The sequence below is a fragment of the Deinococcus peraridilitoris DSM 19664 genome (assembly GCF_000317835.1).
Taxonomy (GTDB): domain Bacteria; phylum Deinococcota; class Deinococci; order Deinococcales; family Deinococcaceae; genus Deinococcus_A; species Deinococcus_A peraridilitoris.
Window position 1 is genome coordinate 3314978 of the sequence record NC_019793.1, and the last position, 23578, is coordinate 3338555.

The 23578-nt window shown below is 62.9% G+C and carries 21 protein-coding genes and 1 other RNA gene; 18 read left to right on the forward strand and 4 right to left on the reverse strand.

Annotated elements, in window-relative coordinates; genetic code table 11:
• Positions 1-160 precede the first annotated feature (160 nt).
• Entirely contained in the window at positions 161-1708 is a 1548-nt protein-coding gene (locus DEIPE_RS16130) for a glycine--tRNA ligase (protein ID WP_015237038.1), read from the forward strand.
• A gap of 414 nt (positions 1709-2122) precedes the next feature.
• On the forward strand, positions 2123-2746 hold the full coding sequence (locus DEIPE_RS16135) for a hypothetical protein (RefSeq protein ID WP_015237039.1): 624 nt from the start codon (positions 2123-2125) through the stop codon (positions 2744-2746).
• A 21-nt stretch (positions 2747-2767) separates the two neighbouring features.
• Here DEIPE_RS16135 and DEIPE_RS23235 read toward each other — a convergent pair whose 3' ends face one another.
• Positions 2768-3568, reverse strand: a complete 801-nt coding sequence (locus tag DEIPE_RS23235; protein WP_015237040.1) for an IS5 family transposase — start codon at positions 3566-3568, stop codon at positions 2768-2770.
• 410 nt (positions 3569-3978) lie between these two features.
• On the reverse strand, positions 3979-4929 hold the full coding sequence (locus tag DEIPE_RS16145) for a GNAT family N-acetyltransferase (protein ID WP_015237041.1): 951 nt from the start codon (positions 4927-4929) through the stop codon (positions 3979-3981).
• 331 nt (positions 4930-5260) lie between these two features.
• On the opposite strand from DEIPE_RS16145, the gene cysS reads away from it, so the two are divergent.
• From cysS to DEIPE_RS16165, 3 genes are all read left to right on the forward strand, one after another.
• A complete protein-coding gene (cysS, locus tag DEIPE_RS16155; protein WP_015237043.1) occupies positions 5261-6703 on the forward strand; it encodes a cysteine--tRNA ligase in 1443 nt (480 codons plus the stop codon).
• 81 nt (positions 6704-6784) lie between these two features.
• The gene (locus DEIPE_RS16160; RefSeq protein ID WP_015237044.1) at positions 6785-7489 is read left to right on the forward strand and encodes a CHAD domain-containing protein; all 705 of its coding nucleotides are present in this window, start codon (positions 6785-6787) and stop codon (positions 7487-7489) included.
• Between the two features lie 101 nt (positions 7490-7590).
• On the forward strand, positions 7591-8139 hold the full coding sequence (locus DEIPE_RS16165; protein ID WP_015237045.1) for a CHRD domain-containing protein: 549 nt from the start codon (positions 7591-7593) through the stop codon (positions 8137-8139).
• An 88-nt stretch (positions 8140-8227) separates the two neighbouring features.
• Here the strand turns inward: DEIPE_RS16165 and DEIPE_RS16170 are convergent, their stop codons facing one another.
• Complete coding sequence (locus tag DEIPE_RS16170; protein ID WP_015237046.1) at positions 8228-8707, reverse strand: hypothetical protein; 480 nt, start codon at positions 8705-8707, stop codon at positions 8228-8230.
• Between the two features lie 273 nt (positions 8708-8980).
• Between DEIPE_RS16170 and DEIPE_RS16175 the strand changes: the two genes are divergently transcribed.
• A complete protein-coding gene (locus tag DEIPE_RS16175) occupies positions 8981-10942 on the forward strand; it encodes a DNA topoisomerase subunit B (protein WP_015237047.1) in 1962 nt (653 codons plus the stop codon).
• A 91-nt stretch (positions 10943-11033) separates the two neighbouring features.
• Here DEIPE_RS16175 and truB read toward each other — a convergent pair whose 3' ends face one another.
• Positions 11034-11969, reverse strand: a complete 936-nt coding sequence (gene truB, locus DEIPE_RS16180) for a tRNA pseudouridine(55) synthase TruB (protein ID WP_015237048.1) — start codon at positions 11967-11969, stop codon at positions 11034-11036.
• A gap of 58 nt (positions 11970-12027) precedes the next feature.
• Between truB and DEIPE_RS16185 the strand changes: the two genes are divergently transcribed.
• From DEIPE_RS16185 to DEIPE_RS16235, 12 genes are all read left to right on the forward strand, one after another.
• Entirely contained in the window at positions 12028-12396 is a 369-nt protein-coding gene (locus DEIPE_RS16185; RefSeq protein WP_041230950.1) for a hypothetical protein, read from the forward strand.
• A gap of 28 nt (positions 12397-12424) precedes the next feature.
• Entirely contained in the window at positions 12425-13174 is a 750-nt protein-coding gene (locus DEIPE_RS16190) for a pseudouridine synthase (protein WP_015237050.1), read from the forward strand.
• A 19-nt stretch (positions 13175-13193) separates the two neighbouring features.
• Positions 13194-13612: RNase P RNA component class A (rnpB, locus tag DEIPE_RS22550), an RNA gene on the forward strand.
• 563 nt (positions 13613-14175) lie between these two features.
• Positions 14176-14604 (forward strand): division/cell wall cluster transcriptional repressor MraZ, encoded by a 429-nt coding sequence (gene mraZ, locus DEIPE_RS16195; RefSeq protein ID WP_041230951.1) that lies wholly within the window; start codon positions 14176-14178, stop codon positions 14602-14604.
• A 29-nt stretch (positions 14605-14633) separates the two neighbouring features.
• Positions 14634-15515 carry a 16S rRNA (cytosine(1402)-N(4))-methyltransferase RsmH gene (gene rsmH, locus DEIPE_RS16200; RefSeq protein WP_015237053.1) on the forward strand — a complete coding sequence of 294 codons (882 nt, stop codon included), beginning with the start codon at positions 14634-14636 and terminating at the stop codon, positions 15513-15515.
• A complete protein-coding gene (locus tag DEIPE_RS16205) occupies positions 15512-15862 on the forward strand; it encodes a hypothetical protein (RefSeq protein ID WP_015237054.1) in 351 nt (116 codons plus the stop codon). The genes rsmH and DEIPE_RS16205 overlap by 4 nt, the downstream gene beginning before the upstream one ends.
• Positions 15853-17175, forward strand: coding sequence for a peptidoglycan D,D-transpeptidase FtsI family protein (locus tag DEIPE_RS16210; RefSeq protein ID WP_015237055.1), 1323 nt, complete (start codon positions 15853-15855; stop codon positions 17173-17175). The genes DEIPE_RS16205 and DEIPE_RS16210 overlap by 10 nt, the downstream gene beginning before the upstream one ends.
• Positions 17176-17588: 413 nt before the next feature.
• Complete coding sequence (locus DEIPE_RS16215; RefSeq protein ID WP_015237056.1) at positions 17589-18203, forward strand: RlpA-like double-psi beta-barrel domain-containing protein; 615 nt, start codon at positions 17589-17591, stop codon at positions 18201-18203.
• An 89-nt stretch (positions 18204-18292) separates the two neighbouring features.
• Positions 18293-19495 (forward strand): ABC transporter permease, encoded by a 1203-nt coding sequence (locus DEIPE_RS16220; RefSeq protein WP_015237057.1) that lies wholly within the window; start codon positions 18293-18295, stop codon positions 19493-19495.
• Positions 19496-19578: 83 nt separating this feature from the next.
• The gene (locus DEIPE_RS16225) at positions 19579-20379 is read left to right on the forward strand and encodes a TIGR00282 family metallophosphoesterase (RefSeq protein ID WP_015237058.1); all 801 of its coding nucleotides are present in this window, start codon (positions 19579-19581) and stop codon (positions 20377-20379) included.
• Positions 20376-22916, forward strand: a complete 2541-nt coding sequence (locus tag DEIPE_RS16230) for a phosphoenolpyruvate carboxylase (RefSeq protein WP_015237059.1) — start codon at positions 20376-20378, stop codon at positions 22914-22916. Before DEIPE_RS16225 ends, DEIPE_RS16230 begins: the two co-directional genes overlap by 4 nt.
• 118 nt (positions 22917-23034) lie before the next feature.
• The gene (locus DEIPE_RS16235; RefSeq protein ID WP_015237060.1) at positions 23035-23568 is read left to right on the forward strand and encodes a LabA-like NYN domain-containing protein; all 534 of its coding nucleotides are present in this window, start codon (positions 23035-23037) and stop codon (positions 23566-23568) included.
• Positions 23569-23578: the final 10 nt, after the last annotated feature.

The window sequence follows — 23578 nt, forward strand, 5'->3', positions numbered from 1 at the left end:
GGCAGGTAACGGTCCGGGAAGGGCAGCGGGGAGCACCAAACGGCAACAAAGGGCCCTGAAATTCAGGGAACTGGGGTGGAACCGCGGGCACACGCTCGTCCCCAGGTGGTCTCTAGGATCACCTGGGGTTTTCCTTTGGTGATCATGACAAGGAGGTTCTATGCCCGCACAAACGATGGAAGAACTCGTCAGTCTCTGCAAGCGCCGCGGCTTTATTTTCCAGGGAAGCGAAATCTACGGCGGCCTGCAGGGCTTCTACGACTACGGCCCTCTGGGCGTCGAACTCAAGAACAACCTCAAGGCCTCCTGGTGGCGCACCAACGTCTACGAGCGTGACGACATGGAGGGCCTGGACGCCAGCATCATCATGCACCGCCTCGTACTGCGGCACAGCGGTCACGAAGCGACCTTCAGCGATCCGATGGTCGACAACCGCGCCAGCAAGAAGCGCTACCGCCTCGATCACCTGCTCAAGGATCAGCAGGAGAACGTCGTCAGCGCTGTAGCGCAGGCCATGGGCTTCGGGAACGCCGAAAACTTCGCGGCCCTGGTCGCCGCCCTCGTGAAAAACCCCGAGCAGGCCGAGCAGGCCCTCAATGCGGCCGCCGTGCGCGATCCCTTCAGCGGTGAGGCCGGGGGCTGGACCGCCCCGCGCCCCTTCAACATGATGTTCAAGACGACCATCGGCCCCGTGGCCGACGAGGACAGCTACGGCTACCTGCGCCCCGAAACCGCCCAGGGCATTTTCACCAACTTCAAGAACGTCGTGGACAGCACCTCGCGCCGCCTGCCGTTTGGCATCGCGCAGATCGGCAAGGCCTTTCGCAACGAGATCACCCCGCGCAACTTCATCTTCCGGGTGCGTGAACTCGAACAGATGGAAATCGAGTTCTTCTGCACGCCCGGCACCGATGAGGACTGGCACGAGCACTGGCTGCAGGCCCGCCTCGCCTGGTGGGAAGCCCAGGGCGTGCCCCGCAGCAAGATCCAGATTCTGGACGTGCCCAGAGAAGACCTCGCGCACTACTCCAAGCGCACCTACGACCTGATGTACGACTACCCCACGCTTGGCTACGAGGAAATCGAGGGCATTGCCAACCGCACCGACTTCGATCTTGGCAGCCACACCCGCGCGCAGTCCGACTACAACCTCAGCGCGACCGTGCTGCCCAACGAGGACAGCGTGGCGAAACTGGTCATTCCGCACCCGGAAACCCAGAAACCGGTGGTGCCCTTTGTGATCGAGCCCTCCGCCGGGGTCGACCGCGCCATGCTGGCGGTCCTGTCCGAGGCCTATACCAAAGAAACGCTGGAAAACGGCAACGAGCGCATTGTCCTGAAGCTGCGCCCGCACCTCGCGCCCATCAAGGTCGCCGTCATCCCGCTCGCGCGGAACCGGCCTGAGATCGTCGAAAAGGCCAAGGCGGTCAAGGCGCAGCTCCAGGCGCTCGGTCTCGGGCGCATTCTCTTCGAGGACAGTGGCAACATCGGCAAGGCCTACCGCCGCCATGACGAGGTCGGCACGCCCTACTGCGTGACCATCGACTTCGACACCATCGGCAAGGGAGAAGACGCCAGCCTGACGGACACTGTGACCGTGCGGGACCGGGACAGCATGGAGCAGCAGCGGGTCAAGATTGGGGAATTGTCAGCGTTTGTGGCCGCCCGGTTGAAAGGGGAGGTGGGGGAGCTGGTGTCGGTGGGGTAAGGGAGAAATTGTTGGTTGGAGGCCTCTTGCGTTGGGGAGGGGCCTTTTTTGGCTTGTGGGGTGATTTATTTTAGTTTTCTCGCTTTAGCCCCACCCCCCAGCCCCTCCCCAGAGGGGGCACGTCGTTGTGCACCGGGGCGGCCCGGTGCTTCGGGATATGGCCATTGTCCTGTCCTTGTTCCTGTAAGGAGGGGGAGCAAAGCGCTGCGCTCGGCAGGTTCCGTTGGAGCGCCGAGCTCTTTGGTGTTTCGCAAGTGGGTGGTGCCGCCGGGAAGTGGGCAGACACGCTCCTGCCTCGTGGGGTTGGAGGTCGGGACGGTACGGGGCAAGGTGGGGTGCGCCTAGAGCGTGTTGGCCAAGGTGCCAATGTTCAAGCTTTGACTTGACTACAGTACGCTTGACCAAGATCAATTCATGAGCAACTCGACCTCGCCCCTCAACGACGCAGTAATACGCCTTCGTGACTTAGTTCGGCACTACCACCTCGCCGAATATGCCGGCCCTGCCAGCCCTGAGCAACTCCTGCACTTGCAACGCCGCTTCTTACTTCCTGAACCGTGGATTGACTTCTACCGGGCCTTGTCACCGCGTCGCCTCAGCATCAACACACGAGGGAATGAACAAGCGCTACTCGGCCCCGATGAGCTCAACGATGGACAGGAAGGCTATGACACGCCGGACTGGCCGAACACCTGGATCGTTGTGGGTGGCGAAGGCGAATACCCCCTGATCGTCGATGTGGCGTCAAATGCTGGCGGTGTACTGTATGGCTCCCTTACTGTCGTGGAACCCCGAAAGAAGCGCACGCCGTTGATGTGGACTGCTCAGCCACTCAGTGAGAACTTGACAGGCTTCGTCGCTGGCTTGAGTACCTACATTCAGCACTTCTACGCCGCCGAAGGCCCACATCGGCTTGTTCATCGTGACGTTCGACGCCACCAATTTGCTCAAATTCTGCACAGTTGGGAAGCACAGCCTGAACTCCTTCCCTACTTGTCAGCTTGGCAAGCGTGGCTTGGCGTCACATTCGACGAGTGACAGCACCATAGGGAGGCCGCTTCACAACCATTCGAGGATGCACGCGAGCGCCACCATACCCTCGAAACACCACCCCCGCTTCTCGTAGCGCGTGGCAACACGCCGCCACCGTTTCAACCGCCCAACCAGCCGTTCAACGAGGTTCCGTTCGCGATACGTCTCTCGGTCGAAGTGCGTGCTCTTTCCTTGATTACGCCGGCGGGGCACCACGGCAAGTACACCGCGACGACGAAGGTCACGGCGAATGCTGTCGTAGCTATACCCCTTATCCCCGACGAGCTTATCCGGTCTGGTTCTTGGACGCCCACGGCCGGGACGACGTACTGCCCCAAGTTGCATGAGCGGCGCGAAGAAAGCAGCTTCGTGCCGCTCGCCACCACTCAGCAGGAACGCGAAGGGCTTTCCGCTCCCTTCGGCGCGCAGGTGAATCTTGGTGCTGAACCCGCCCCGGGAGCGTCCCAGCGCTTCCTGTTGCTGACCACCGCGGGCTCCGGCGGCGTGTTGATGCGCGCGAATGACGGTACCGTCCACGAAGTGCTTGGACCAGTCGAGTTGCCCGGCATGATCAGCGAGTTCGAGCAGGCGCGCGAAGACATAAGTCCAGATGCCTTGAGCAGTCCAGCGGCGGAATCGGCTGTACACCGTGGTCCGCTTTCCAAAGCGCTCGGGTACGTCGCGCCAGGGCGCACCTGTACGGAGGACCCAGAGGATGCCACTGACGATGGCTCGGTGGTCGTGGTAGGGACGGCCATTGCCACGTTTGGCGGGCAGTAGTGGGGCAAGGCGTACCCATTGTTCATCAGTAATTTCGCGACGGCACAGGGAGAAAGGATACTAGCTCTTCGTGAGCTACTACCCTTGGCCGACACGACCTAGAGCCAGGGCATCTTGAACAAGGAGAGCCCACGAAGGTTAACGTGTGATGGACCTTCAGTGTGCTCCGGCCACGCCCGGCGCACACCAACTCCCCGGACCACCTTCAACGCCTGCTCTGGTGTGGACGCCCAGGTGGGCCGTTGCCGAAAGGTGGCGCAACATCGCCTTGTGGCGCGCTCCACCTGAACCTGCCGAGCGCAGCGCTTCGCTCCCCCTCCTTACAGGAACAAGGACAGGACAATGGCCATATCCCGAAGCACCGGGCCGCCCCGGTGCACAACGACGTGCCCCCTCTGGGGAGGGGCTGGGGGTGGGGCTAAAGCAAGAAAACTAAAAAACACCCCACAAATTCCCCTTCAAAGCCGCCGCTCCAGATTCACCCAAGCCGGCTCCTTCATAAACCCCATCGCCTCATTGATCGACAACATCGGCCGATTCACACTGTGATTGCTGGTCCTCACAAACTGAAATCCCTGCGACCGTGCGTACTCCGCCGCCACCAGCTTCAGGGTCTGCGCAATCCCTTTGCGCCGCCACGCCCGCCTGACACCCGTCAGACCCGTTTGCAGGGTGCCGGGCCGGTTGGAGGGGAACAGTTCCGAGGTCCCGACCAACTGCTCGCCGTCCAGGGCCATAAAGTAGGCCTCGGAAACGAGCTTGGGGCTCTGCGCGACACGCTTTTGCCATGTCTCGAACGGCCAGGGATGAAATTCGCTCGCAGAGGGAACGTCACCGAGCAACTCGATTATCAGTGCGTACCAGCGGCGCTGAAACGCCTCCTCCTGGTAGGGCAGCTCTGCCAGTGGCCGCACCTGGATGCCTTGTTGCGCACTCTTCAGTTGAAAGGCCGCAAAGGGCGCCGGGTCAAATTCGCGGACGTCGAGGGTGGAGCCCCACATGCGGTCGAGTTCAACGAAGCCGCGTGCCTGCAAAAAGGGCAGTTCCCACCAGTCCTCGCGCGCACCCGCTACCAGGATACGGGCGCCCAGAGCCTGGGCTTCACGCACGGCAAAGTCGTACAGCTGCCCGGCGGCGCTTTGCGCCTGTGGGTGCAGGTGCAGGTTAAGCATGCTGGCGCCGGGCTGTGGGTTGTAGCGGGGTGTGCCGATCACGGCCGAGCCGACGACCTGCCCGCCGCGATCGAGCAAAAAGCGCGCGAAGGTTTCGTGAGGCTCGCGCCCGGCATCGAACAGTTTCACGTCCTCGACGGTCTGTGGGTCCTCGGGGTGGGCGGCATTGAGCATGCTCACGTACGCCTCGTAGTCCTGTGCGGTGAAAGGCCGGATGCGTTCTGTGGTTGCGGTCATGTTCACCTCGACGGCCTGCTGATCCGGGCCGTGCTTCAGTGTGCGTGAGGAGCAGGGGGGCCGCAATGCGCCAGAAGGCGGAGGATGCAGCGGAGTTGAACCGAAGTCACGGCCCTCCACGAGGCGGCGCGGTTCGTGGGGCAGCCGTGTTCGCCCTGAGGCTGCTGACCTGCCTGAAGTTGTTATACTGCCTCCATGACCGCTATCGCCTGTTGCTGTTCCTAGCGGAGGCCAGCGCCGAATGTGCCGCCGCGTAAGTCTTGTGCTTGCGCGGCGCACTTTTTGTTCCGTCCGGTTTTGAACCCGTTGTTGAACTTTTTTCAGGAGGCTTATGAACATTTTCCTGTACGACACCCAGCAGCGCCGCAAGGTCAAATTCGAGCCGTCCACACCTGGGCGGGTGGGCATGTACGTGTGCGGACCGACCGTGTACAGCGACGCTCACCTGGGGCACGCCAAGGCGCAGGTGTCCTTTGACGTGATCCGGCGCTTTTTCGAGTATTCGGGCCTGCGGGTGCGCTTTGTCTCGAACATCACCGACGTGGGGCACCTCGTGGACGACGCCGACGAGGGCGAGGACAAGATCGCCCGCCGCGCCTCGCTCGAAAAGCTCGAACCGATGGAGATCGCCGACAAGTACTTCTGGTCGTACATGGACGACATGCAGCAGCTCAACGTTCTGCGCCCGACCATCAGTCCGCGCGCGACCGGGCACATTCCCGAGCAGATCAAGCTGATCGAGGAATTGATCGCGTTGGGTCACGCCTACGAGTCAGACGGCAGCGTGTATTTCGACGTCAAAAGCTGGCCGCGCTACGGGGAACTGTCCAACCGCAAAATCGACGAGCTCGAGGTGGGCACCCGTGAGGCCGTGCGCGAGGAAAAGCGTGACCCACGTGATTTTGCCTTGTGGAAAAAGGCCGAGAGCGGTCACCTGATGCGCTGGGAATCACCCTGGGGCGTCGGGTTTCCAGGCTGGCACATCGAGTGCAGCGCCATGAGCCTCAAGTACCTGGGCGAGGGTTTTGACATTCACGGGGGCGGTCTGGACCTGCAGTTTCCGCACCACGAAGCCGAAATTGCGCAGTCCGAGGCGGCCGGGCACGCTTTTGCGCGTTACTGGATGCACAACAACCTGGTGACCGTGGCGGGCGGCGAGAAGATGAGCAAGTCCAAGGGCAACTTCCGCACCCTCAAAGAACTGTGCCGGGAGTGGGACCCGATGGTGCTGCGCTTTTTGCTGGTCTCGAGCCATTACCGCAGCGTGACCGAGTTCGGCGAGGAACCGCTGCGGGCGGCAACCGCCGGATACGCGCGGCTGCGTGAAGCCTTCCGGGAAGTCGAGCGCCGTCTGGAGCACGCGCCCGAACACGGCGCGCCAGAGCTTCCCGGCAAGATCGAGGCGCACACCCGCGAATTCGAGAACGCCATGCGCGACGATTTCAATACGCCCGAGGCCGTGGCGGCCCTTTTCAACCTGACCCGCGACGTCAATGCAGCGCTGGCCGGACCCGTGAGCAGGGCAGCGCTGGAGCAGGCCCGTGACGCCTATGCCCGCCTGGGAGGCGAAGTGCTGGGCCTGTTCGTGGAAAGCGCGGTGACGCATCACGGAGAAGGCGAGTTGCTGGACACCCTGATGGACCTGGTGCTGGAAGCGCGGCAGCACTACCGGCTCAACAAGCAGTTTTCCCAGGCCGACGAGCTGCGTGCCAAATTGACCGAGGCGGGCGTCACGCTGGAGGACACGCCCAGCGGCACACGCTGGAAGCGGTAAACCCGGAAGCGATCAACACTTTCTTGGCTTTGCTGCGCGGTTGACAATCACCGCGTAGCAACTTTGCTCAAGTGGCCCATCATGGGTGAACGCAACACACGACAAAATCAGCTGGAAAAACTGTGGCCGGCCCTTCAGAAGGGTGACGCCCGCGCTGTTCACGAAGTGCGCAAGCTGACCCGCAAGGTTGGAGCAGATCTGCGCGCTGCGGGTGCCTCCGGCAAGGTCAAGCGGTCGTGGCGTGACCTGAGGCGCGCCATCGCTCCCGTGCGCGATCACGACGCCGTGCAGGCCCATCTGCGCGATGGCCTGCAGGAACTCGGTGCCGACGACGCGTACCTGCAGCGTTTCGACGAGTCCTGGGCTGCCCGGCGGCAGGTGCTGTGGAGCAAGGTGAATTTGCCCGATCCGCCCGTTGTTCCCAGCCGTCCCAAGGACTTCAAGGCCCGCCTGCGTGAGCGGGCCCGCAAGGACTGGAAGGCCCTGGTGAGCGAGTCGCAGGAGGTGCTGGAGAGCGAAGATGCCGAGGCCTGGCATGCCTGGCGCAAACACCTCAAGGCCTACCGTCATACGCTTGACCTGCTGGGCGAAGCGCCTGCCGGGCTCGAAGAGGTCTTGCAGGCGCTCGGACGCCTGCAGGACGCCCAGGTGACGCGTGAGGTGCTGGAGGCGCAGGACGCCGTGCCGGAGTACCGGGAGGCACTGCTGACTCGCGAGGAGCGGGCCGCTGCCGAGAGCCGCATCCTGGCGCGCGAGCAATGGATGACCTTGCTCGGCAGGTCGTGAGGCTCGCTGCATTGAGCTTCTCTTAAGAGGAAATCCAATCAGGGCAGTCCCGCATAGCCCATGCTGAGTCACGCCTTCTTTCACGCTTTTGGGGGATCAGCATGAGCGAAACCAAGCAGCTTCATCGTCGTCAGGTGCTTTCCGGAGCAGGTATTGTGGGATTGGGAGCGGTGCTCGCTTCCTGTGCGCCTGCTACGGCCCAGCAGCCGGCGGCCACCTCGGAGTATTCGGCCAACATGATGCCCGGCAATGTGTTGCCGACTCCACCGACCAATACCAACGCCATTTCGGTGGCGACGGCCACGCTGCAGGGCAACCGCCTGCGGGTCCGCGGCTCGTATGCGGGCCTGAGCGGTCCACTACGCAACTACGCCACCGACCCTGTCGATCCGCCCAATCCCCGCATCACCTCGGCGGTGCACATTCACCAGATGGCTGCCGACCCGGCAGCCATGCCCAACGGCCCATTTCTGTTCGCCATGACCGTCATGATGACGAACGCCAACAGCGGAACCTTCACGGGAGACGTGACCCTCACGGACGCGCAGCGTGCGGCACTTATGGCAGGCAACTTCTACATGGACATCCACACGACCACGAACCGCGCAGGCGAAGTGCGCGGTCCGCTGACGGTGATTCAGGGCAGCTGAGGCGACCGCAGCCTGAAACACCGTCGTTTCCTTCAACGTGACTCGAGGCAGGCGATTTGCCTGCCTCTCCCTTTTGGGGAGGCAACCTTCAGCTGCCGGGTGTGGCGCCTGGCAAGTAAGCGACGCGCACGCTCATGTACGCCACGCCCAGCAGAAAGAAGGTCAGCAAGGGCATAAAGCGCAGGCCAATGGCGGGCTTGACGACCTTGCCGGCGATGAGCAGTTCCATCAGAAACAGGCTGAGCACGAAGAAGCCGGCGTACATGTAGTGTTCGGCGTGCCGGACCGGATCGACCGGATAACCGAACGCCGTGACGTTCGAGCCGGGGCTGGCAGGAACCGAGCTCGGAACACGCAGGCCCATCAGCGCGAGGCCGATGCCTGCCAGGGTATTGACCGCTCCAGCAAGCCAGGTGACGCGCAACGCCCTGACAAAGCCAGCAGGTACCACCGTGCGGCGCAGGAACACCATGCTCCACAGAAACAGCACCATCGTCAGCAGGACCAGATGATGCCCGATGATGGGGAGCGGCAGGGCGAAGCGGTGAACTTCTCGCAGAAACTCCATGCGCTTACCGTACCGTACCGCTGGGGTGAGACGCGAAAGGGGCGGGCAGAGACCGGGGAAGCGCTGTTCTGCCCAGCCACTAGCCTTTCGGTTTCATATGTTATAGGCATAATTTTCTTGATTATTTTCAACCAATCCTGATATAATGAGGAACGCATACGGGCGCTCAGCGCTCGTTTCTGCTGAAGCGTCAAGTGATGACGCATCCAAGGCCCACGCCTCCCTTGCCTTTCATAGGGCCGGGCCGGGGCGTGCCGTGAATCAAGGAGGGCCATGAAAGAGCACGAATACAACGCATCCAGCATCACCGTTCTCAAAGGTCTCGAAGCGGTCCGTAAACGCCCCGGCATGTACGTGCAGGGCGGCACCGGCATCGACGGTTACCACCAGCTGATGACCGAGATCATCGACAACGCCATCGACGAAGGCCTGGCTGGCTACGCGAACGAAGTCACCGTGACTTTCCACGCCGACGCTTCGGTCACCGTGACCGACAACGGACGCGGGATTCCCGTCGACATGATGAAAAGCGAAGGCCGCTCGGCCATCGAAGTCATCTTCACAGAACTGCACGCCGGCGGCAAGTTCGGCCAGGGTGCCTACAAAGTCTCGGGCGGTCTGCACGGCGTCGGTTCGAGCGTCGTCAACGCCCTCAGCAAGTACCTCGACGTGACCGTCAACAAGGGCGGCAAGCTTCACAACATCCGCTTCGAGGGCGGTCCCGTGACCGTGCCGCTGCGTGTCCTGGGCCCTACGCCCGCGGACGTCAAGTGGAGCACCAAGGTTTCCTTCCTGCCCGACAACACGGTCTTCAGCGAATTCGAAAACCAGTTCGACTACGACCGCATCCGCCGGCGCATGAAAGAGCTCGCTTACCTGACCGGGCTGCGGATCGTCATCACCGATGAGCGCACCGAACTGCACGGCGGTGAAATCAAGCAGGAAACCTTTCACGAGGCGGGCGGCATCGCGACCTTCGCGCGTCACCTGGTCATCGACGACAGCAAGCTGCTCTATCCGGAACCCATTGTCCTCAAGGGGACACACAGCGAGGTCGAGGTCGAGGTGGCCTTCATTCACTCGACCGCCTACGACGACAGCATCCTGTCCTACGCCAACATGATCCGCACGCGCGACGGCGGCACGCCCCTCACGGGTTTCAAGACCGCGTACACGCGCATCCTGAACAAGTATGCCCGCGACAAGAACCTCGTCAAGGCCGGCAACCCCGTCCCCACCGGCGACGACCTGCTCGAAGGCATCCACTGCGTCATCAGCGTCAAGCTGGGCGATCCACAGTTCGAGTCGCAGGCCAAGGTGAAGCTGCTCAACAGCGAGGCGCAGACGGCCGTGAACGCCATTGTCGGCGAGAAATTCGCCGAGTTCCTCGAAGAGAACCCCAAGGTCGGCAAGATCATCGTGGAGAAGGCCGCCGAGGCTGCCCGTGCCCGCGAGGCCGCCCGCAAGGCGCGCGACTTGGTGCGCCGCAGCAACCCGCTCGAGAACGACGACTTGCCCGGCAAGCTGGCCGACTGCACCAGCCAGGACCCGTCCGAATCCGAGATCTTCATCGTGGAAGGCAACTCGGCAGGTGGCAGCGCCAAGATGGGCCGCGAGCGCCGTTTTCAGGCGATCCTGCCGCTGCGCGGCAAGATTCTCAACGTCGAGAAGTCCGAGCTCAACAAGATCCTCAAGAACGCCGAAATTCGCGCCATGATCGGCGCGATGGGTGCGGGCGTCGAGGGCACCGGCGACAAGATGCACTTCGATCTGTCGCAGCTGCGCTACCACAAGATCGTGATCATGACCGACGCCGACCAGGACGGCGGACACATCGCGGTGCTGCTGCTGACCTTCTTCTTCCGCTACATGCGCCCGTTGGTCGAGCAGGGCTACCTCTATATGGCCCAGCCTCCATTGTTCAAGCTCAGCTGGGGACGCGGCAAGAACAACGAGGTGTACCTCTACACCAACGAGGAACTGCGCGAACGCGTCGACAAGCTGCAGAAGGAAGGCAAGAAGTTCGAGATCCAGCGTTACAAGGGTCTGGGCGAGATGAACGCCGAGCAGCTGTGGGAAACCACCATGAACCCCGAAACGCGCTCGCTCAAGCGCATCGACGTGGAAGACCTGATCGCCGCCAACGAGGTGTTCGATCACCTGATGGGCACGGAAGTCACGCCGCGCAAGCAGTTCATACAGGAAAACGCACGCTACGCCCAGATCAGCATCTGAGCCGATCGGCACCTGAGGATGTAAGAGAAGAAGGGCCGACTGAAAAGTCGGCCCTTCTTCTCTTACCGGGGCGCGGGACAGTGTCGCCGCCTCAGTGCCAGGCGCGGACAACGCGCAGCTGGTGACCGTCGGCGTCCACCACGGCTACCAGCTCGTCTTGAAGTACGGCAGCATAACGACCCTGCAGTTCCGTGTCCGGTCGCTTACCGTCGCGCAGGTCCTTGGCCGTGCGGGCGTCGAGCGCCAGGCGGGACAGCTCCAGGGCACCTAAGTCGTCGATGCCCGCCGCGTTCGGCAAATCCTCCAGCATGCAGGCGCCTGACAGCTGGAATTGCCCGACACGGGTGCGCGCCAGACCTGACAGGTGGGCGGGCATTCCGAGCCGCTCGCCGATGTCCCGGGCGAGCGAGCGCAGATAGGTGCCACTGCCCACCCGGGCCCACACGACCAGCGTGGGAAACTCACCGAGCGCCTCGGGAAGTGGAAAGAAACGCCCGCTCTCGGCCGGGGCCCACACATTGTCTTCACCGGGCGCGAAGCGGGGAGGAACGGCAGCCAGCGAGGGGTACACGCCCAGGAGGCGCAGGTCGTGGATGACAACGCTACGGGCGGGCAGTTCGAGCGCACCCCCGGCACGGGCGACAGCGTATGCGCGCTGTCCTCCGACCTGCAGCGCGCTGTATTGCGGGGGAATCTGTCGCTGGTGGCCGATGAAATCACGCAGGACGGCTTCGACCTCGGTCACGCCGGGCGGGGTCGCGAATGCCGTTTCGGTCACGGGGCCTTCGGCGTCGAGGGTAAGGGTGGCTGCGCCCAGCGAAATCCACGCGAGGTAGTCTTTGCTGTCACTGTCCATGAACTGCACCAGCTTGGTGCTGGACTCGCTGCACAATACCAATACGCCGCTGGCCAGGGGATCGAGGGTGCCGGTATGCCCGACGCGTCTCGTTCCCAGCAGACGACGGGCGCGGCTCACCACATCGTGCGAGGTGCGCTTGAGGGGCTTGTCGACGGCGTAGACGGGCATGCCTTCACCCTAGCGCGATCGGGCGGTCTGTCCTGAACACAGGCTCTACACTGAAGCGATGCTTCGAGTCGTTTTCGTGCTGAGTGCCGCCTTTTTCCTGACCGTGGGCGGCGTGCTGTATTTCATGCCGTCCGCGGGCCTGCTGGGCCTGACGGTGACGCCTGTCTGGGTGGCACGCTTTACGGGCGCCGTCATTGCCGCCTGGGGCCTGCAACTGGCCCTGTCCGCGTCGCGTCCTTCGGGACGCTCGATTGCGGGGCTGGCGACGGGAAACCTGCTGGTGAGCGCCACGCTCGTTCCGGCTGCCCTGGCGGGCATCACGGCAGTGTCGGGCATCCCCGCCGTTCTTCCGCTGGGTGTTGGGGCGGGCTTGGTCGTGCTGGCCGTGCTGGCCATCGTGTTGCCCCGCGAACGGTCACGCCTGTGACGCTCGGCACGGGAGTGGAGGTCTCCTGATGGAGCGCTTGCAAAAGCGGCTGGCGCGGGCGGGCGTCGCATCGCGCCGGGCGGCGGAGGAGCTTATTCGTGAGGGACGCGTGACGGTCGGCGGTGTTCCTGCGACGCTGGGCCAGAGCGTCGGCGAAGGGGACGAAGTCCGCGTCGATGGCGTGCTGCTGTCGCCGGATGTCTCGGAGCACGTGACGTTCATGCTTTACAAGCCCCGCGGTATCATCACGAGCGCCCGCGACGAGCTGGGGCGTCAGGGCGTGCTGGACCTGATGCCGACTTACCCTGGCCTGCATTCGGTGGGTCGGCTTGACCGGGATTCCGAGGGACTGCTGCTGCTCACCACCGACGGTGACCTGACCTTGCGTCTGACCCACCCGCGTTACGCTCACGAAAAGCAGTACCGTGTCTGGCTGGACAGCCCGCTTCCACGCGGAGCGCTCGACCTGCTGCGCCAAGGCGTCGAACTTGACGAGGGCCGGACTTCGCCGGCCGAGGTTGAGGAAGCCGACGGTGGTCTGTACGTGACCATCCGTGAAGGACGCAACCGGCAGGTGCGCCGCATGGTGCAGGCCGTGGGCGCCGAAGTCACGCGGCTGGTTCGCGTACGCTTCGGCGGCCTGTTTCTGGGCGACCTGCGCACTGGCGAGTTCTGCGCGTTGAGCACGTCGGACTTGCAGCAACTGGAAGACCCTTCCCGCATGCCACGTTCCTCGTGGCGTGAGGCGTGGCAAGAGACGCGCGAGCGCTGGGGCTGATGAGCGCTATACTGTGACGCTGGGAAGGGACACGGTCGCGCGTTCGGGCGTCAGCGTCCGGCGTGAGGAAAGTCCGGGCACCGCAGGGCAGGATGCCAGCTAACGGCTGGGCGGCGAGCAAAAGGCCAGTCCTCCAAGGAGAACCGGGCACATGCGAAGCCGACGGAAAGTGCCACAGAAACGAGACCGCTGCTTTTCGGCTTTGGCCGGTGGCAGCAAGGGTGAAACGGTGCGGTAAGAGCGCACCAGTCTTCTGGGAGACCAGAAGAGCTGGTAAACCCCATCCGGTGCAAGGCCCGACAGTGGGGGAGGAGCGGCCCGCTCCCCTGATCCCCAGGATGGCCGCTTGAGGCGCCCGGCGACGGGCGTCCCAGAGAGATGATCGTGGCACTGGCGAACGTCAGTGAACAGAACCCGGCTTACTACCTTCCCAGCCCCGCTTCGGCGGGGTTTTTTATGCACCGGAGTCGGCAGATGCCCATTTTACGTGAGGCAGCCACTGCGCCTGGAGTACGTCGCGGACCACTCTGCCAGATAATCAGACGCCAATCGGGTCAGAGTGAATCCCTGCAGGAAAGAGCGTCGGGCCGACCGCTGCCGGAGGCTCAGGGGTGCGGTGGTTTCGAAGGTGTGGATGCTGCTGGGGAGAGCATGTACGGCGTTTCCAAACGGACTGCGCGCGACCGGGGCGAGTGCGCGAACCTTCATGGAAGGCCCCCGCTCCGGCAGGTGACGAACGTTGCGCCCCTCAGGGTTTCATAGAACGCCGCGCGGCTCAGGTGTTCAGGGTGGGAAAGGCACACCCCGGCTGGCCTGCTTTTGATGAGCGAGGTGGGGATATTTGCTTCTCATGTGGGAAAATTGGGGTGAAAAGTGGGTGAGAGTGGTAAAAGGTGGGGCTTGGTGTTACACTTCACACAACCGAAAAGCGTCGTCTACAAAGTGTTCGGCGCAACTTCTTCCGAAAACGACGGTGGGAGACGGTGGGGAAAGAGGACGGATTGCCCTACGGAGAGTACCCGTATTCGATTGATGAGAAAGGCAGGGTGGTCATTCCACCTTCCTTTCGACAATTCGTCGAAGACGGCATGATTCTCACGCGGGGGATGGAGGGATGCCTGTACGTCTTTCCGCTGGCCGGGTGGCGGCGGGTCGAGGAGCAGCTGGAAGGGCTGCCCCTGACCGACCGGGACAGCCGGGCGTTCGTCCGTTTTTTCTATTCAGGTGCCTCGAAGAGTACCCTCGACAATCAGAGCCGGGTTTCGGTTCCGCAAACCCTGCGTGCCTTCGCCGGTCTGGAAGGCGAGGTCATCGTGGCGGGCGCGCCCAACCGGCTGGAACTCTGGAACCCCGCACGCTGGGAAGCGGCGATACAGACCGTGCAGGACGACCCACCGCGCCCGGAGTTGCTGGCAAACTTCACTGCCTGAGCTAATCTTTAGACATACTCACAAACCTCATGACGAACCTGACCCATACCCCTGTCTTGGCCACCGAAGTGCTCGACGCCCTTCGGCCTGGGCCTGGGAGCGTTATTGTCGACGGCACCCTGGGTGGTGCAGGACACACGCGGCTGTTGCTGGGTGCCGGGGCGACCGTATACGGTATTGACCAGGACCCCTACGCCCTGGAGCGGCTGCGTCAGGAGCAGCTCCCCGGACTTCATGTCATTCAGGGAAACTACCGGGAGATGCGAACCCTGCTGGCCGAGCGGGGTGTCGAGTCCGTGAACGGCGTGCTGCTCGACATCGGGGTCTCGAGCTTTCAGCTGGACGATTCGGACCGGGGATTTTCCTACCACACCGACGCGCCCCTTGACATGCGCATGTCGCAGGCCGGTGAAAGCGCTGCAGACGTGGTCAACGAATTACCGGAAGAAGAATTGGCCGCTGTGATCTACGAGTATGGGGAAGAGCGTCACTCGCGTCGCCTGGCGCGCGGCATTGTCCGGGCCCGTGAGCAGGCACCCATCGAAACGACCGTCCAACTGGCCGACATCATCAAGCGCGCGTACCCGGGCTACTCGCGTGGCATTCACCCTGCCCGGCGGACCTTTCAGGCACTGAGAATCTACGTCAACGACGAGCTGGGCGCCTTGCGGGACGGGCTGCAGGCGGCCGAGGAAATCCTCGCGCCGGAAGGGCGGCTGGCCGTCATTTCCTTTCACAGCCTGGAAGACCGCATCGTGAAGCGCTTTCTGCGTAGCTCCACGCAACTGACGCCCCTGCACAAACGCCCTCTCGAAGCAGGCGAAGACGAGCAGGAAAGCAATCCACGCGCGCGCAGCGCGAAACTGCGCGTGGCCGTCAAGAATGCGCCGAATGCGGGGGGGGTCACGTGAATACCTCGTGGGATCAGAATCTGTGGCGTGCGCGCGCCTTGCGTTACACCCTGATCTACCTGCTGCTGGGTGGCGTGTTGGTCGGCTTGCGCTTTCAGACGCGTACGCTGCGTCCGGAGCTGCTGGAAGTGCGCGGGCAGCTCACCATGCTGACGCAGCAAAAGCAGGCTCTGCAGCTCGAAATCCAGGCGCGCACCTCCAGTGCCCGGGTGCGCGAATGGGCGCTTGCCAACGAGATGGTTCCTTTCAGTCGTGCTCGTAAATCCAGTGCTCAATTTGAACCCTTGCCCGATGTAGCCCCGCCCGCTCCCCACCGACCGCTGGAGGTCCAGACCCGATGGAAGTAAAGCTGCGCAACCGTTCTCGCCTGATGCTCGCCGTATGGCTGGCTGCGTTTCTACTGCTGGTTTACGCTTATGCGCAGATCGAAATGCGGCTTCCGCAGGGGTACACTGCCAAGACCGTAGTGTCGCGTGGCAGCATTCTGGCTCAAGACGGCACGGTGCTCGCCAAGACCGTGGGGCAGAAGCGGATGTATCCTCAAGGTCAGCTTGCCGGGCAGCTGCTCGGCATGGTCGGCACTGACCGGGGCCTGGAAGGTCTCGAGGCCAGCTTCGAGGACCGACTCGCGCGCGGTGAGGACATTACGCTGACCATCGATCCCCGCTTGCAGGCGGTGGCCGAGTCGGTCCTCGCGCGGGCTGTGAAGGACCGGCAGGGCAAGTATGGCTCGGTGGTGGCGCTTGACGTGAAGTCGGGGCGAATTCTGGCGGCTGCGAGCTATCCACCGTTCGACCCCAACAACTGGCGGAACTTTCCGGCGGCAGACCGCCGCAACCGGCCGCTGGTGGACGTTTACGAGCCGGGCAGCCCCATCAAGGCGCTGATTATCGGTGCCGCCATCAACGACGGACTGACGACTCCCGGGACGGGGTACAGCACGCCCATGCGGCGCCGAATCGGCCGTAACACCATCAACGATGCCGTGGCACACCCGCCGACCTTGTCCACCAAGGAGGTGCTGCGTTACTCCAGCAATGTGGGCATGAGCCACATCGTAGAGCACTTCACACCGAACGAAATGTACGCTTACCTCACCGCATATGGATTCGGGCAGAAGGTGGGAATGAAAAACGTCTACACTGAGACCGGGCTGCTGCAGCCTTGGCAGCGTTGGAACGATATTGTCCGGGTCAATACCTCATTCGGTCAGGGAATGTCGGGCACCACCTTGCAGCTGGCGGCTGCCTACAATGCCCTGGCCAATGGCGGCCAGTACCTTCCTCCCCGGCTGGTCAGCGATGAACCCACGGGGGAGCCACGTCAGGTGCTGCGTCCTGAGACCGCCGAAACCATGCGGACACTCCTGACTTCGGTTGTGCAGGAAGGCATTCCGCATGCGGCCGGCATTCCCGGCTACCAGCTGGCTGGCAAGACGGGTACTGCACAGGTGGCTGAGAACGGACGGTACAGCAGCACCCTGTATAACAGCGTTTTTGCCGGGTTTTTCCCTGCTGAGGCCCCCCGGGTGACCCTGGCAGTGATGGTGCACGGCGCGACACACGACTATCACGGATCGCAGTTGGCTGCGCCGATTTATCGCGACATTGCAACCGAGGTATTTTCCCAGTGGGCGTACCCTCCTGTTAAAAGTGAGTAAAGCATGAGATTTTTCTCATTAAAAAAGTCTCTGGGTGGATGCCCAGAGACTTTTTTTGGCGAATGAGCTCACGTTTGGCTGCCTTCGCTGTGATTTCAGGCCACAACAGCCCGAAAACAATCCGAAGCATGACCCTTTTATGCCCTCGACCTCTTCTATAAATGAGAATATAAATGAGAATATTAGAGTTTTCCTCACTCCGCAATTCGTGTCTGAGGCGAGAAAAATCGGCATAACTGTGTCCCGAATGTGGTTTATTATACGCCAATTTATGAGAAAGAAAATCCCTCTTTCTCATAACACTGTCATCAGGGCGACCTAAGTTCAGTAGCAGCGCTCTTGCGCCTGACTAAAACCTGATCCAAACAACACCCCACTCGGCGCTTCCATACCGGAAGTGCCATAGGAGTTCTATGCTTTTAAAACGCGTGTTTTCCACACTCAAAGGCGCCCTGTGGCTGGCGCTGACAGGCAGTGCATTCGCTACGCCAGCCCTGCCTGCAAGTGCGCTCGTGGAGCAGGCAGTCAAGGAAGCCTTGAGCGAGCCTGACGTGACCGTGACCAAGGCCCAACCTTCAGCCGTCCCACAGCAGGTGGTGGCCAAGACCGCCGCTCCAAAGCCAGCGGCTGCCAAGGCGGACGCCACCAGGCTCCGCGAGCAGGGTGTCGCGAAGGCCCAGACGAGCGCCGCGAAGCGCACACCGCGTGTGGCCGTGGTCCGTGCGACAGCCTATAACAGTGAAGTCGGACAGACCGACAGCACCCCATTCATTACGGCCACCGGCACCCGCACCCGCTTTGGCGTGATCGCCCTGTCACGCGATCTCCTTGCCAAGTTTCCCTATGGCACCCGGGTTCGCCTGGAGGACATGTCGGGCAGGTATAACAGTCTGCTGGCCGGTCGGGTGTTCATCGTCGAGGACACGATGGCCGCCCGCAAGCGCAACTCGCTGGACATCTGGATGAGCAGTCGATCTCAGGCGCTTCAATGGGGCGCGCGCAACATCCGCATCACGGCGATTCAGTGACCACCTGAGTCCGGCCAGGTATTTTTGAACAGACTTTCGCACAGACCGACCAGCCTGGGTCGGTTTTTTGCAGGCCCTGTTCGCCTGGAATGCCCTGCTATGCTGACCGGGTGCACGGCGACTTCCAGCCCAAACGTTCTCTGCCCTTGACCCTCGCCTTTGCGCACCTGCGTCATCGCCGAACACAAAACGTCATCACGGTGCTCGGTGTCGCCGTGGGCATCATGGTGCTGATCACCGCACTGTCACTGACCAACGGTTTCAGCCGGGCATTGATCGACGCCACCCTCCGGGCCACGCCGCAGCTCTCGCTGTCGCGATGGACACCCGGACCGCGCGACCCTGCTTTGGAAGAGCGCCTCGGGAGCCACGCACAGGTCGTCGCTTTCGCCCCGTTTCTGGCTGACAAGGGTTTGCTGACCCGGCCAGCCAGCGCAGGTCGAAGTGCGGGCATCGACTTTGCCACCATTTTTGCGGTCACTCCCGATCACGCCAGCGTGATCGACCTGCGCCCAGAGGAGCGTCAACTGATGGAGCGCCTGCAGCCGGGAGAGGTGCTGCTGGGCAGCGCTCTTGCCCAATCCGTCGGAGCGTTCGCGGGCGACGAACTGCGGCTGCTCAACAGCCAGCAACGCCGCGCTGCGCTGCGCGTCAAGGGTCTCTTCCGGACCGGGAATTACCTGATCGACGCGGGATATGCCTTTGTGCGGCTGGAAACATTGCAGGCGCTGCAGGAAAGCCGCAACATCGCCGGTTATCAGCTGAAGCTGCGTGACCCCGACCGTGCACCGGAAGTCGGTCTGCAGCTCAGCGCTGGCATCGAGTACAGCGCCGTGCCGTGGCAGGACTTCAACCGTACCCTGATCGACCAGCTGGCGCTGCAAAAACGCGTGATCGGCATCGTGGTCTTTCTGATCGTGCTGGTTGCCGCTTTCGGAATCGCCAACGTGCTGACCCTGACCGTCTTTGAAAAGACACCCGAAATTGCCATTCTGCGTGCGGTAGGGGCACGCCGAAGCGACATTCTCCGAACGTTCGTTCTCGAAGGGGCCCTGCTGGGTGCGGCCGGTCTGCTGTTGGGCAATGCCCTGGGCATTCTGCTGAGCCTGTATTTTCAATGGCAGCCCTTCGAACTGCCCGGTGATCTTTACTTTATCAGCGCCCTGCCCGTGGAACTGCGCCCTGCCGATTTTGTCTGGGTCAATCTGGTCGGGCTGAGCATAACCCTGCTGGCCGCCCTGTTGCCGGCAAGACGCGCCGCTGGAATCGAGCCGGCAAGAATCATACGTTGAGGATTGCGGCTCAGCACGCCTGCCTTGGGCGGGTGTCTGACCAGGTCCGACGCTTGGTGTGCCAAGTACGTTAAAGTACCGTCATGCTGCGCCTGCTCTTCATCGGTGACGTGTACGGAAAACCGGGCCGCCGGGTGTTGCAGAACCACCTGCCCACCGTGCGGGGGCGTTTTGACTTCATCATCGCCAACGGCGAGAACAGCGCGGGAGGCTTCGGTCTCAACCGTGAAAGCGCCGCCCTGATGTTCGACGCGGGCGTGAACTGCATCACGCTGGGCAACCATACCTGGGGAAACAAGGAAATTTATTCGCTGCTGGACGATCCGCGCATCATCCGACCACTCAATTACCCGCTGGGCGCGGCCGGGGTAGGGTGGTCGACCTTCCAGGTCAATGGAGAGCGGCTGACCGTCATGAACGCCATGGGCCGTACCTACATGGAAGCCCTGGACGATCCTTTTCTGGGCACAAACGCGCTTCTGGAGCGCGGTGAGTTGGGCAACGTATTTGTGGACTTTCACGCTGAGGCCACCAGCGAGAAGGCCGCATTCGCGTATTACCTCGACGGGAGGGTGGCGGCGGTCATCGGTACGCATACACACGTGGCGACGGCGGACACCCGTATTCTTCCTCAGGGCACCGGGTTTCAGACCGATGCCGGCATGACCGGACCGCTTGACAGCATCATTGGCGCGGACACCGAAGGCCCTATCGCCCGCTTCGTGACCCGGCTGCCGCACCGCTTCGGTGTGGCCGAGGGTCGCGCGCAGCTCAACGCGGTGGCACTGACCATCGAACACGGCAAAACCCTCAGCATCGAGCGTTACCGCTACACCGAAGGTGACGACCGGCCACAAGCTGGCCAACAGGAGGCACTGACATGACCGACGTCCGGCAAAACGCGCGTCAGGGTGAACTGCGCAGTGATGTCAGCACGCTGGGGCGCGCCCTGGGGACCGTGCTGCGCGAACAGGAAGGTGAAGCTTTTTTCGAGCTGGTCGAGCAGGTCCGTGCCCTGGTCCGTGACGCCCGCGATGCCGGACGGGACGCGCCCCTGCGTGACGTGCTGGCGAGCGCCTCCCCGCAGGACGCCGAGAACCTCGTGCGGGCCTTTTCGTGGTACTTCCAGCTCGTCAACCTGGCCGAAGAATACGAGCGGGTGCGCGCACTGCGCGGCCGTGAAGGCCCACGTCCCCAAAGCCTCGAAGACGCCTTGGTCAAGCTGCAGGCGCGCGGATGGAGCGCCGAGAAAGTCGAGGCGCTGTCGCGCAGTGTCGAGCTCAACTTGACCTTCACCGCCCACCCGACCGAAATGCGGCGGCGCACCACCCGCACCCACCTGGAGGAGATCGCCCGCGACCTGCCCAACCTGAACGAGGAGGCCCTGGCCCGCATAACCGCGCACATCGAGGCGATGTGGGGCACGCTGGAACTGCGCCGCCTCAAGCCGACCGTGCAAGACGAAGTCAAGGCTGGCTTGAGCTACGTTCGCTCGATCGCCCAGGCCTTGCCGCGTCTGTCACGCGATTGGCGTCTGGCGTTCGAACGGGTCTACGGCCGCTCGCCGCAAGTGCGGGACGCCGTGTCAGGTAAGGGTGTGGAGCTGCCCCTGAAGTTCTCTTCGTGGATGGGGGGAGACCGCGACGGGAATCCGTTCGTGACCCCCGAGGCGACGCGGGATACGCTGGCCTTGCATGCCGAGCGGGCGCGTGACCAGTTGCTTGAGGTTCTCGCGCGTGCCTTTGCGTATGTCAGCCAGCAGCAACAAGGTCAGGAACCCTGGCGCGGCGAAATCCAGGCCATTTATGACGGTGTTTATGACGGTGTCGCGCGCGGTAAGGATGTCGACGTGGTGGGCCGCCTGGAAGCGCTCGACGGCGCGCTGCGCCTTGCCGGGCAGCGCCGCAGTGCCGATGAGTTGCTGGGTCCTGCCCTGACCTTGGCCCGTACCTTCGGACGTCATCTGGTCAGCCTCGACATCCGCGAGCATTCCGAGGTGGTCGGCGCGGCGGTGTCGCTGCTGCTGCGTGAAGCAGGTGTGGAGAACTACGAAACGCTTTCTGAAACGGAAAAACAGCAGGTGCTGCGCCGCGAACTGGCGTCCCGCCGACCCCTGTGGCCGGCAGGAGAGGAGCGCCCCGAGGCGCTGGAACGGACGGTGGGGCCCATCCGTGAGGTCGCCCACGCGGTTCGCGCCGTGGGCGCGGGGGCCTTTGGCCGCTATGTCATCTCGATGGCCGAGAGCGTCTCGGACGTGCTCGAACCACTGCTGCTGGCCCGTGAGGTGGGTTTTCGGGTGTTGCCGGTGCCGCTGTTCGAGACACTGGACGACCTGGCCAATGGGCCAGGAGTCATACGTGAGCTGCTCGCACTGCCCGAGTACCGCCGTGTCCTGCAGGACGACGTGCAGGAAATCATGCTGGGTTACAGCGACAGCAACAAGGACGCCGGCTTTCTGGCAGCCAACTGGGCCTTGCACGAAGCACAGCGCAACATCGCCGCCGTGTGCCGGGAAGCCGGGGTCACGTGGCGCTTCTTTCACGGTCGTGGCACCTCGATCGGTCGGGGTGGGGGGCCGGCTGCACGGGCCATTCTGGGGCAACCGGGTGGTACCATCGGTGCGGGTCTGCGCCTGACCGAGCAGGGAGAGGCGCTGGCGGACAAGTACAGCCACCCGCTGCTGGCCCACCGTAACCTCGAACAGGCGCTGCACGGGTTGCTGCTGGCGGCAGCCCGCGACGATGAGCTGCTGCCCTCCGACTGGACCGAGGCACTTTCGCGTGGCGCAGCTGCGAGCGTGCAGGCATACCGCGCGCTGGTCGATCACGAGGACTTTCTCGGCTTCTTCGAAGCGGTGACCCCCATTCACGAAATCGCGCGTCTCAACATCGCTTCGCGCCCTGTGCGGCGTCCCGGCGCACCGACGCTGCACAACCTGCGGGCTATTCCGTGGGTGATGTCGTGGACGCAGAACCGTGCGAACCTGCCAGGCTGGTACGGTCTGGCAGAGGGACTCAGGGCCATCGGTGAAGGCCAGGCACGTGAAATGTACCGCGAATGGCCCTTTTTCCGTGCGGTGCTGGACAACGCCCAGATGAGCCTCGCCAAGAGTGACTTGCTGATTTTCGACGAGTACCTGCGCCTCGCGCCTGTCTCGGCGCTCGCCTCACGTATCAAGGAGGCCTACGCCGAGACGGTCATGCGCGTCGAGGACGCAGTCGGCGGACCGTTGCTGCTGCACGAACCCCGCTTGCGGACCTCGATCGAACTGCGCAATCCCTATGTCGACCCGATTCACCGCCTGCAGGTCGAGTTGCTGCAACGTGCTCGCGCGCAGGGCGGGGAGATGCCAGAGGACATGGAGCGTGCCCTGCTGCTCACCATTCAGGGCATTGCGGCCGGCATGCGCAACACGGGCTGAGAAGCGCTCAGCGGTCGGCCTTTGGCCTGGCCCGTTGCGCGGCGCAGCGTGTTAGCCTGGGCTCATCTTTTGCTGACCGCTGAAAGCCGACCGCTGACAGCTTTTAGGAGCTTCCCTAATGCACTACGTCGTTCATAAACCCAGAGTTGGCATTTTTATCGATACCCAGAATCTCTATCACTCCGCGCGTGACCTGCACGAGCGTACCGTCAACTTCGAGACGCTGCTGCGTTATGGCTGTGAGGGGCGCGAACTCGTGCGCGCCGTGGCGTACGTGGTGGAAAAGGAGGGCGAGTCCTCGGCGCGGCCCTTCATCTACAAGCTCAGCACGCTGGGCTACAAGGTGCGGCGCATGAATCTGCAGCTGCATCACGTTACCGAGCAGGGAAAGCCCATCTGGGAAGGCAACTGGGACATGGGCATGGTCGCCGACATGACCCGGCTGGTCGATCATCTTGACGTGATCGTGCTGGGCAGCGGCGACGGCGACTTTGCCGACATGATGGAGGTCTTTCAGGAGCGGGGCAAGCGCATTGAGGTCGTGGCCTTCCGGGAGCACACTGCTCAGAAGCTGGTGGATGTGGTGGATAAATTCACCAATCTGGTTGACATCGAGGGTGCCCTGATGCCTGCCAAGGCCCGACCGGCGTGAGTGGGGTTAC

Excerpts from the sequence above, each read along its gene's own strand:
- DEIPE_RS16175 (WP_015237047.1), top strand. The coding sequence starts at position 8,981 with ATGAAAGAGCACGAATACAACGCATCCAGCATCACCGTTCTCAAAGGT.
- DEIPE_RS16135 (WP_015237039.1), top strand. The coding sequence starts at position 2,123 with ATGAGCAACTCGACCTCGCCCCTCAACGACGCAGTAATACGCCTTCGT.
- DEIPE_RS16210 (WP_015237055.1), top strand. The coding sequence starts at position 15,853 with ATGGAAGTAAAGCTGCGCAACCGTTCTCGCCTGATGCTCGCCGTATGG.
- DEIPE_RS16235 (WP_015237060.1), top strand. The coding sequence starts at position 23,035 with ATGCACTACGTCGTTCATAAACCCAGAGTTGGCATTTTTATCGATACC.
- DEIPE_RS16170 (WP_015237046.1), bottom strand. The coding sequence starts at position 8,707 with ATGGAGTTTCTGCGAGAAGTTCACCGCTTCGCCCTGCCGCTCCCCATC.
- truB (WP_015237048.1), bottom strand. The coding sequence starts at position 11,969 with ATGCCCGTCTACGCCGTCGACAAGCCCCTCAAGCGCACCTCGCACGAT.
- rsmH (WP_015237053.1), top strand. The coding sequence starts at position 14,634 with ATGACGAACCTGACCCATACCCCTGTCTTGGCCACCGAAGTGCTCGAC.
- DEIPE_RS16160 (WP_015237044.1), top strand. The coding sequence starts at position 6,785 with ATGGGTGAACGCAACACACGACAAAATCAGCTGGAAAAACTGTGGCCG.
- DEIPE_RS16190 (WP_015237050.1), top strand. The coding sequence starts at position 12,425 with ATGGAGCGCTTGCAAAAGCGGCTGGCGCGGGCGGGCGTCGCATCGCGC.
- DEIPE_RS16165 (WP_015237045.1), top strand. The coding sequence starts at position 7,591 with ATGAGCGAAACCAAGCAGCTTCATCGTCGTCAGGTGCTTTCCGGAGCA.
- DEIPE_RS16145 (WP_015237041.1), bottom strand. The coding sequence starts at position 4,929 with ATGACCGCAACCACAGAACGCATCCGGCCTTTCACCGCACAGGACTAC.
- DEIPE_RS16225 (WP_015237058.1), top strand. The coding sequence starts at position 19,579 with ATGCTGCGCCTGCTCTTCATCGGTGACGTGTACGGAAAACCGGGCCGC.
- DEIPE_RS16215 (WP_015237056.1), top strand. The coding sequence starts at position 17,589 with ATGCTTTTAAAACGCGTGTTTTCCACACTCAAAGGCGCCCTGTGGCTG.
- DEIPE_RS16185 (WP_041230950.1), top strand. The coding sequence starts at position 12,028 with ATGCTTCGAGTCGTTTTCGTGCTGAGTGCCGCCTTTTTCCTGACCGTG.
- cysS (WP_015237043.1), top strand. The coding sequence starts at position 5,261 with ATGAACATTTTCCTGTACGACACCCAGCAGCGCCGCAAGGTCAAATTC.
- DEIPE_RS16130 (WP_015237038.1), top strand. The coding sequence starts at position 161 with ATGCCCGCACAAACGATGGAAGAACTCGTCAGTCTCTGCAAGCGCCGC.
- DEIPE_RS16220 (WP_015237057.1), top strand. The coding sequence starts at position 18,293 with ATGCCCTGCTATGCTGACCGGGTGCACGGCGACTTCCAGCCCAAACGT.
- DEIPE_RS16230 (WP_015237059.1), top strand. The coding sequence starts at position 20,376 with ATGACCGACGTCCGGCAAAACGCGCGTCAGGGTGAACTGCGCAGTGAT.